The organism is Streptomyces sp. NPDC054847, from assembly GCF_053610925.1.
Window position 1 is genome coordinate 1 of the sequence record NZ_JBSGZJ010000340.1, and the last position, 7,776, is coordinate 7,776.

11 protein-coding genes and 1 tRNA gene are annotated in these 7,776 nt (G+C 70.3%); 11 read left to right on the top strand and 1 reads right to left on the bottom strand.

What is annotated here, in order from left to right; translation table 11 throughout:
• Nucleotides 1–323 precede the first annotated feature (323 nt).
• Nucleotides 324–620 carry a type II toxin-antitoxin system VapB family antitoxin gene (locus ACWGH4_RS26385; RefSeq protein ID WP_003955420.1) on the top strand — a complete coding sequence of 99 codons (297 nt, stop codon included), beginning with the start codon at nt 324–326 and terminating at the stop codon, nt 618–620.
• Nucleotides 621–783: 163 nt separating this feature from the next.
• A complete protein-coding gene (locus ACWGH4_RS26390) occupies nt 784–1,407 on the top strand; it encodes a LytR C-terminal domain-containing protein (protein WP_453465350.1) in 624 nt (207 codons plus the stop codon).
• Nucleotides 1,408–1,494: 87 nt separating this feature from the next.
• On the opposite strand, the gene upp is transcribed toward ACWGH4_RS26390, so the two are convergent.
• Nucleotides 1,495–2,130, bottom strand: a complete 636-nt coding sequence (gene upp / locus ACWGH4_RS26395) for a uracil phosphoribosyltransferase (RefSeq protein WP_441263227.1) — start codon at nt 2,128–2,130, stop codon at nt 1,495–1,497.
• Between the two features lie 142 nt (nt 2,131–2,272).
• On the opposite strand from upp, the gene ACWGH4_RS26400 reads away from it, so the two are divergent.
• From ACWGH4_RS26400 to ACWGH4_RS26440, 9 genes are all read left to right on the top strand, one after another.
• Nucleotides 2,273–2,461 carry a hypothetical protein gene (locus ACWGH4_RS26400; protein ID WP_453465352.1) on the top strand — a complete coding sequence of 63 codons (189 nt, stop codon included), beginning with the start codon at nt 2,273–2,275 and terminating at the stop codon, nt 2,459–2,461.
• Nucleotides 2,462–2,613: 152 nt separating this feature from the next.
• The gene (locus tag ACWGH4_RS26405; protein WP_453465354.1) at nt 2,614–3,150 is read left to right on the top strand and encodes a tRNA adenosine deaminase-associated protein; all 537 of its coding nucleotides are present in this window, start codon (nt 2,614–2,616) and stop codon (nt 3,148–3,150) included.
• Nucleotides 3,150–3,680 carry a tRNA adenosine(34) deaminase TadA gene (gene tadA, locus ACWGH4_RS26410; RefSeq protein WP_453465356.1) on the top strand — a complete coding sequence of 177 codons (531 nt, stop codon included), beginning with the start codon at nt 3,150–3,152 and terminating at the stop codon, nt 3,678–3,680. The genes ACWGH4_RS26405 and tadA overlap by 1 nt, the downstream gene beginning before the upstream one ends.
• Before the next feature lie 92 nt (nt 3,681–3,772).
• Nucleotides 3,773–3,857 (top strand) — tRNA-Ser (locus ACWGH4_RS26415).
• A 384-nt stretch (nt 3,858–4,241) separates the two neighbouring features.
• Nucleotides 4,242–4,406 (top strand): hypothetical protein, encoded by a 165-nt coding sequence (locus ACWGH4_RS26420; protein WP_182327695.1) that lies wholly within the window; start codon nt 4,242–4,244, stop codon nt 4,404–4,406.
• 78 nt (nt 4,407–4,484) lie between these two features.
• Complete coding sequence (locus tag ACWGH4_RS26425) at nt 4,485–4,778, top strand: Dabb family protein (RefSeq protein WP_159690095.1); 294 nt, start codon at nt 4,485–4,487, stop codon at nt 4,776–4,778.
• Nucleotides 4,779–4,954: 176 nt separating this feature from the next.
• Nucleotides 4,955–5,797: an RNA polymerase sigma factor SigF gene (locus tag ACWGH4_RS26430; protein WP_037776580.1), complete on the top strand. Its 843-nt coding sequence runs from the start codon at nt 4,955–4,957 to the stop codon at nt 5,795–5,797.
• A 234-nt stretch (nt 5,798–6,031) separates the two neighbouring features.
• Entirely contained in the window at nt 6,032–6,889 is an 858-nt protein-coding gene (locus tag ACWGH4_RS26435) for an RNA polymerase sigma factor SigF (protein ID WP_453465359.1), read from the top strand.
• Nucleotides 6,890–6,976: 87 nt separating this feature from the next.
• Entirely contained in the window at nt 6,977–7,729 is a 753-nt protein-coding gene (locus ACWGH4_RS26440) for a hypothetical protein (RefSeq protein WP_453465361.1), read from the top strand.
• Nucleotides 7,730–7,776 lie beyond the last annotated feature (47 nt).

Below are 7,776 nucleotides of genomic sequence, written 5' to 3' on the forward strand. Positions count from 1 at the left end.
CTCATCGCCCGCGGCGCGCCGCCCCCGCAGAGGGCCGCGAGATCTTCCGGCGCGTCCTTGGGCGCTCGGAGGTCCGAGTGAGGCCGCCCCCCCGTTCGAGCGAATCAGTCGCACGGTCCGCGGGATCGACCGGGCCCCGCCGCGCCCCTGCACCAAAGGCGATGACGGCCTCGGAACAACCCGCGAGGACACCATGGACGCTGCCCCGGGCCGACGGGAAAGAGCAGCGAGAGACCCCATTCTCCCGGTTTGCAAAGTATTGATCGGATCGCACCGCGGTTCCGTTGCTGCGCCATGAGCCTCTTGACCGGTAGGCTTTCCGTGTGATCTTCAAGCGCATCGGTAACGGGCGGCCGTATCCCGACCACGGCCGGGAAAGCACCCGGCAGTGGGCGGATGTCGCGCCGCGCCCGGTCCGCCTCGATCAGCTCGTGACCACCAAGGGACAGCTGGATCTCGAGACGCTGCTCGCGGAGGACTCGACGTTCTACGGGGACCTCTTCGCCCACGTCGTGAAGTGGCAGGGCGACCTCTATCTGGAGGACGGGCTGCACCGCGCCGTGCGCGCGGCCCTTCAGCAGCGTCAGGTCCTGCACGCCCGCGTGCTCGAGCTGGGCTGAGCGGACCGGCGCTTCCCCGGGGCCGCGGCGACGGCCGGCGGCGCCCCGAGGGCGGCCCGCCACGGTCTGCGGCTGATCCTTTCGGGGCCCTTTCGACACCGTACGGACGCAATCAACTGATCGTTTAGTAGGCACGGCCACCACACCGCATTACGCTGCGCCCATGAGCATGCTGACTCCCCCGGGCATGGGCGGAAAGTACCGCATCACGGGCGACAAGTACCCACGAATGCGACGCCCCCGGAACCGCCGCAGGATCGTCCTCGCGGCTGTCGCCGCGGTGGTCGCGCTGGGCCTCGCCGGCTGGGGGACGCTGCAGCTCATCGACGCGTTCACGGGCGGCGGCGCGAAGACCTCCGCGAGCGGGGGCGGCACCCGGTGCAAGCCCGCCCCGTCCCCCTCCGCGGCGCCCCCGCCGCCGCTGCCGCGCCAGATCACGGTGAACGTCTACAACGCGACGCCGCGCGCCGGTCTCGCCAAGTCGACGGCCGACGAACTGAAGAAACGTGGCTTCAAGATCGGCAAGGTGGCGAACGCGCCGGCTGCCTACGACAAGAAGGTCCCCGGCACCGCCGTACTGCTCGGGGCGTCCACCGCACAGAGCGGCGCCTTCCGGGTGCTCGGCACCCAGGTGCGGGGCTTCCAGGCGAAGACCGACACCCGCACGACCGCGGACGTCGACTTCATCATCGGCACCGCGTTCAAGACCCTCGACGCGAAGGCGAGCGCGGACGTCGCCCTCGCGGCCCTGTCGCAGCCGAAGCCGGCACCTTCCGGCAAGTGCTAGGGAGCGCCCCGGGAACGACGGAAGGGCCGGATCGCTCCGGCCCTTCCCGTGTCCCGCGGCGCGGTCGGCCGCACCACTGACGGACCGCTACTCGGCCGTCCCGTACATGCGGTCACCCGCGTCACCGAGGCCGGGCACGATGTACCCGTTCTCGTTCAGACGCTCGTCGACGGAGGCGGTCACGACGGTCACCGGCGTGCCCGCCAGCTCGCGCTCCATCACCTCGACGCCCTCCGGCGCCGCGAGAAGCACGACCGCGGTCACATCGTCCGCGCCACGCTTGATCAGTTCACGGATGGCGGCGACCAGCGTCCCGCCCGTCGCCAGCATCGGGTCCAGCACGTACACCTGGCGCCCGGAGAGGTCCTCCGGCATGCGCGTCGCGTACGTCGAGGCCTCGAGCGTCTCCTCGTTGCGGATCATCCCCAGGAAGCCCACCTCGGCGGTCGGCAGCAGCCGGACCATGCCGTCGAGCATGCCCAGGCCGGCCCGCAGGATCGGCACGACGAGCGGCTTCGGGCTGGACAGCTTCACACCGGTCGTCCGGGTCACCGGGGTCTCGATGTCGACCTGCTCCGTGCGCACGTCCCGGGTGGCCTCGTAGGCGAGCAGGGTGACCAGCTCGTCGGCGAGCCGCCGGAAGGTAGGGGAGTCGGTGCGCCTGTCGCGCAGCGTTGTGAGTTTGTGCGCCACCAGCGGGTGGTCGACGACGTGGATCCGCATGGCGTCAACAGTAGCCCGCGCTCGCATCAAGGACGGTTCCGGAGGGAAGGTGGAGAGGTGTCTCCCCAGGCCGCGGGGCCGAGGAAGTGCCCGCGGACAGGTCCCGGGGGAGTACGGAGACAGCCGTGGGGTGGTGTGGCCGATGCCGGAGACCGAGCCGGAGCCGGAGCCGGAGCAGGAGATCGCGACCGACGGGGAGCGCCGCAGACGACGCGCCCAGTTCCTGCGCGAACTGAACGAGGCCAAAGCGCTGCGCGACCGTGTCCAGCCGCGACGCGCCCGAGCGGCCCGGATGCGCCGGCAGATGCGCATGCGGACCTTTCGCTGGTAGACCGTCCCACGAGCCCCTTAAGAACTGATGGCCGACGCAACGACGGAAGACCTCTCGCAACGCGCCTCTTTCTGCCACGATTCCGAGTGGGCGGGGCACGAACGCAGAACGCGCCGCCGGTCGTCACACCTCTGATCAGTGGGAGAGTCACGGTGTACTTCGCCGCACTGCTCGCGCGCACTCATGACGGGTGGGAAGCGAGCGACACAGAGCTCGACGATGTGGAGACCCTGTCGGATCTGACCGACCTGGCCCGCGAAGCCTCGGTGGACGAGGACACGGTCCTGGTCTTCATCGAGCAGGAGGACGCCTGGTTCGGCATCCTCCGGGTCGAGGGCGAGGAGGACCCTCGGATCTTCGTCTCGGACGCGGCCGCTGCCGCACGCTCCTCCTATGGGGAGATCCTCACCAACGAACTGCTCGGCGGGGACGACGACGACCCTGCCGCCGACCTCGACGCGCTGGACCTCGACGGTACGGAGGACGGAGAACCGGAGGAGGACGGGGCCGACACGGTGGACCTGCCAGCCCAGGCCGGCGAGTCCGTCCCGACGGGTCCGGCCGGCGACCGCGAGATCCTCGCCGATCTTGGGCTGTCCGAAAAGGAACTGCTGGCGCTGGAGACGGACGCGCTGTCGGAGATCGCGGACGCGCTCGGCGCCGGCGAGGTACTGGAGACCGTGCGCTAGTGCCCCGCCCGGCAGACGAACAGGCACCGGACCGTACGCCGGAACCGGTGCCGTGGAACGACCCTGTGCGCGGTCCGTGGGAGGCGTCGATGCGCCTCGCCCTCGGCGAGGCGGACCGCGCGGAGCAGGGCGGCGACGTGCCGGTAGGCGCCGTGCTGCTCTCCGGGGACGGCACCATCCTCGCCGTCGGACACAACGAGCGGGAGGCGACGGGCGATCCGACCGCGCACGCCGAGGTGCTGGCGATCCGCAGGGCCGCCGTCGTCCTCGGCGAGTGGCGGCTGACCGGCTGCACGCTCGTCGTGACGTTGGAGCCGTGCACGATGTGCGCCGGCGCGATCGTGCAGTCGCGGGTGGCGCGCGTGGTCTACGGGGCGCGCGACGACAAGGCCGGCGCGGCGGGCTCCCTGTGGGACGTCGTACGGGACCGCCGGCTCAACCACCGGCCCGAGGTCGTGAGCGGAGTGCTGGGCGAGGAGTGTTCGAAGCAGCTCACGGCGTTCTTCAGGGACCGGCCGGGCGACCGCTGAACCGTGCCCGCCGGCAGTCGGGAACGAGCTCGGCGGACGCTTGCCCATAACCGATTTCAGAGCACGGCCCACCTTGGGCTAAGCTCTCTCCCGGTAGCGTGTCCGAGCGGCCGAAGGAGCTCGCCTCGAAAGCGAGTGTGGCGCAAGTCACCGAGGGTTCAAATCCCTCCGCTACCGCTCTTGTCGAAGGCCCCGGTGCATGGCACGGGGGCCTTCGTCGTGGCCGCGGACCTCTCGGTACGTCCCCGGCCTTCCGGCCGTACGCCGCGGCCCGCAGAGGGATCTCCAGGCACCGCTGAAACCGCTGAGGATCCGACGCCTGCACGCAGAGCGCGCCGAGGCGCAGCCTCCGGCGGACGCCGGTCCGGGCCGGCCCGGTGGGCACGATCGGGGGACCACGGCCAGGGTCCGGTGAGCGGCTCCGCGGCTCACGCTCCGCCCGCCGCGCGCCTGAAAGGGCGCGGGGAACAGGCTCTTGGCCGTGGAAAATCTGTCCGAATGCGCTCGGCTAGACTCACGCGACGCGTCGCCGGGGCAGGACAGCAGGGGAGACAGGGGCCGATGGTGCAAGCCAAGAAGATAGCCGTGTACATCGTGGTCGTCTTCATCCTGTACACGATCATCAACTCCCCCGACCGGGCGGCCGACCTGGTGGGGGTAGGGTTCGAGGGCATTTCGAGCGCCGCGCAGGGCGTCGGAGAGTTCATGACCGAGCTCGTCAACTAGGGCCGCGCCAGGCATCGCGGCCCCCGGCCAAGATCCGCCGGACAGGCCCCCGCCTGCCGGCCAACCAGGGAGTGCCCCGTGATCCGCCATCTGGTCCTCTTCAAGCTCAACGAGGGTGTCGAGCGCGACGAGCCCCGCGTCGCCGCCGGAGTGAAGGCCTTCCAGGAGCTGGACGGCGTCGTACCGGAGCTGGAGTTCTGGGAGTGCGCCTGGAACATCACGGACCGGCCCATCGCCTACGACTTCGCCATCAACTCGGCCGTGGCCGACAAGGACGCGCTGAAGCGGTACATCGAGCATCCGGCCCATCAGGCGGCCGCCGGACAGTGGCGCGAGTTCGCCACGTGGGTGATCGCCGACTACGAGTTCTGAAGTCCCCTCCACGAGCCCCTCGCCCACCAGGGCGGGGGGCTCGTCGGTTTTCCGTCCCAGCAGGACGTCAACACGGCGTTATCGGGTGCTTGCACACAGTGGACATGTCTTGTGATGCTATGACCGCTTTTGACGGATGAGTTGACCGAAAATGACCGCAAAGGGGTGGCTTGACCGTGTCGGCCAGTACTGCGCCTCAGGTGCCACCTCAGAACGAGAGGCCGGACGACACCGCCCCTGCCGCGAGGCCGCAGAGGCGCGGTGCGGACACCCGGGCTCTGACCCAGGTGCTGTTCGGCCGCCTCAAGGGACTCCAGGCGGGGACCGCGGAGCACTCCAGGGTGCGCGCCGCGCTCATCGAGGCCAACCTCCCGCTCGTGCGGTACGCCGCGGCCCGGTTCCGCAGCCGCAACGAGCCGATGGAGGACGTGGTCCAGGTCGGCACGATCGGGCTGATCAACGCCATCGACCGGTTCGACCCGGACCGCGGCGTGCAGTTCCCGACGTTCGCGATGCCCACGGTGGTGGGAGAGATCAAGCGGTACTTCCGCGACAACGTGCGGACCGTGCACGTGCCGCGGCGCCTCCACGAGCTGTGGGTGCAGGTGAACGGGGCCACCGAGGACCTGACGACCGCCCACGGGCGCTCCCCCACGACCGCGGAGATCGCCGAGCGGCTGAAGATCGGCGAGGACGAGGTGCTGGCCTGCATCGAGGCCGGCCGTTCGTACCACGCGACGTCGCTCGAAGCGGCCCAGGAGGGCGACGGCATGCCGGGGCTGCTGGACCGGCTCGGCTACGAGGACCCGGCGCTGGCCGGCGTCGAACACCGCGACCTGGTGCGGCATCTCCTCGTCCAGCTGCCGGAGCGCGAACAGCGGATCCTGATGCTCCGCTACTACAGCAACCTGACACAGTCGCAGATCAGTCAGGAACTGGGCGTCTCCCAGATGCACGTGTCGCGACTGCTGGCGAGAAGTTTCGCTCGACTTCGTTCCGCAAACAGGATCGAAGCGTAGCTCGAACGGGTAGAGCACCTCTGAGCCGCTGACGGCGGCTCAAAAGCCGTACACCCCCTGTTTACTGGGCATTTTCGCGCGATACTTGTCGACATGTCACTACAGCGTGTTGCCGACATGTGACATTCTGCTGGAACCGCGTTTGCCGCAGCCTCGCCGCCGGTATTCAGGTGGAGGCTGCGTTCCTCAGACGGTCGCGGCCACCGCGACCGTCCGCGACCTCAAGGGGGTGGCATGTCCGTAGAACAGGGCAGCTCGAAGGTGCTCACTCGCGCTCCAAGCGCGCCCGCACCCGTCGTGCCCGGCAGCTCGGAAGCCATCGACACCCGCACTCTCTCCCGTTCCCTGTTCCTGCGGCTTCGCACCCTGGACAGCGAGGGCGCGGCCGACGACAGCCCGGAGCGCACCTACGTGCGCGACACCCTCATCGAGCTCAACCTCCCGCTCGTGCGGTACGCCGCGGCGCGGTTCCGCAGCCGCAACGAACCGATGGAGGACATCGTCCAGGTCGGCACGATCGGCCTGATCAAGGCGATCGACCGCTTCGACTGCGAACGGGGCGTGGAGTTCCCCACCTTCGCGATGCCGACGGTCGTGGGCGAGATCAAGCGCTTCTTCCGTGACACCTCGTGGTCCGTGCGGGTCCCTCGCCGGCTCCAGGAGCTGCGCCTCGCACTCACCAAGGCGAGCGACGAGCTCGCCCAGAAGTTGGACCGCTCCCCGACCGTTCCCGAACTGGCCGCGGTACTGGGGGTGTCGGAGGAGGACGTCGTCGACGGCCTCGCCGTGGGCAACGCCTACACGGCCTCTTCGCTCGACTCGCCCTCGCCCGAGGACGACGGCGGCGAAGGCTCGCTCGCGGACCGCCTCGGCTACGAGGACTCGGCGCTGGAAGGTGTCGAGTACCGCGAGTCCCTCAAGCCGCTGCTGGCCAAACTGCCGCCCCGGGAGCGGCAGATCATCATGCTGCGCTTCTTCGCCAACATGACCCAGTCGCAGATCGGCGAGGAGGTCGGCATCTCCCAGATGCACGTCTCGCGTCTGCTGACCCGCACGCTGGCACAGCTGCGGGAAGGGCTGATCGCCGACTGACGAGCCGGGCTCCGTCCGCTCGGGGCCCGTCTCGAAGAGGTTTTCCGGAAGCTTCCTTCCTAACGGGCCGTCAGCCACAATGACGCGATGCGACGGCGAACCGGTTCAGGGATCGTGGCGTTGGCGCTCTGCCTCGGCGGAGCGCTGACCGCGTGCGGCAGCAGCGGCGAGGGGGAGGTTGCCCTCGGCGCCGCCGGCTCAGGACCGGACCGTGCGCCCACCGCTGCCGTGCCGCCGAAGGGCAAGGTCTCGCTCGCCCCGCTGGACGGGAGCGAAGAGCCCGCCGACGGCGCGACCACGGGCGCGGCCAGGATGGCACCCCGACAGGGCACCGGCGGGCCTGCCACCGGCCCGGAGGGCGGCAGTGATCACGCGTCGAGCGGCCCTGGCGGCACATCCGCGAGCGGTACGAGTGGCGCCGGCCCCGCCGGGAGCGGTGGACCGCAGCAGACCTCGGGCTCCGGCGGCACGCCCGCCCCGATACCTTCAGCGCCGGCGCCCGGCCCGTCCGATCCGGCGCCAGGCCCCACAGGCCCGGCCGTGCTTCTGCTCGGCGAGCCCGTCCGCGAGGCCCTCGACCGGCGCTGGTGCGAGAAGGTCACCGTGGAGTTCCGCAACACCGGCGGCACCGCCGCCGTGTCCGGGACCGTCACCTTTGCCACCCACATCATCGGCGCGCTCGGTGTCGACTGGGGCACACGCGAGTCCAGCGGGCCGCTGCCCGCGCCGATCGGGCCCGGAGCCGTGCGGAAGCAGGCGTACACGGTCTGCGTGGACGCCTGGCGGGTGCCCCTGGGCATGCACATCGAGACCCAGGACGTCACCGCGACATGGAAGTGACCGGGCCCGCCCGGCCCGGAACCCGTCCGGCCCGGACAGGTTCTGGT

What these genes read in the sequence shown, in the direction of transcription:
- ACWGH4_RS26400 (WP_453465352.1), top strand. Translation starts at nt 2,273, where the DNA reads ATGCCGGAGACCGAGCCGGAGCCGGAGCCGGAGCAGGAGATCGCGACC.
- ACWGH4_RS26390 (WP_453465350.1), top strand. Translation starts at nt 784, where the DNA reads ATGAGCATGCTGACTCCCCCGGGCATGGGCGGAAAGTACCGCATCACG.
- ACWGH4_RS26435 (WP_453465359.1), top strand. Translation starts at nt 6,032, where the DNA reads ATGTCCGTAGAACAGGGCAGCTCGAAGGTGCTCACTCGCGCTCCAAGC.
- upp (WP_441263227.1), bottom strand. Translation starts at nt 2,130, where the DNA reads ATGCGGATCCACGTCGTCGACCACCCGCTGGTGGCGCACAAACTCACA.
- ACWGH4_RS26440 (WP_453465361.1), top strand. Translation starts at nt 6,977, where the DNA reads ATGCGACGGCGAACCGGTTCAGGGATCGTGGCGTTGGCGCTCTGCCTC.
- ACWGH4_RS26420 (WP_182327695.1), top strand. Translation starts at nt 4,242, where the DNA reads ATGGTGCAAGCCAAGAAGATAGCCGTGTACATCGTGGTCGTCTTCATC.